Annotated in this window: 1 protein-coding gene; it reads right to left on the reverse strand. The window is 57.2% G+C overall.

Annotation, left to right across the window (positions count from 1 at the left end):
- Nucleotides 1-141, reverse strand: a 141-nt coding sequence (locus F6S12_RS33355) for a RebB family R body protein (RefSeq protein ID WP_315870067.1), incomplete at its 3' end; no start/stop codon positions are given.
- Nucleotides 142-283: the final 142 nt, after the last annotated feature.

Here is a 283-nt window from a genome sequence, read left to right on the forward strand (position 1 = left end):
AACCGAGTTCTGGAACAGGATGGCCACGGACTGGCCCATGGACTGGTAGATGGTGCCCATCGACATGGCTGGCGCTTCGGCGACGACCTTGACGTTGGTCTGGGTGACGGCATCGGTGATTTGCGGACTGACTGTGCTCATAAAAACTCCATTTTTTCAGCAGGTAGGTTCAACGGAAAATCAGGCTTTCAGCCATCAGCTCTGAAAGGACTTGAGAACCGTCAGCAGGCTGGTGAGGTTGTCGGAGACCCCGCCCTGGGCGACTTTTTCGGTGGCCGCCGCC

The organism is Pseudomonas sp. JV245A (assembly GCF_032424515.1).
Taxonomy (GTDB): domain Bacteria; phylum Pseudomonadota; class Gammaproteobacteria; order Pseudomonadales; family Pseudomonadaceae; genus Aquipseudomonas; species Aquipseudomonas protegens.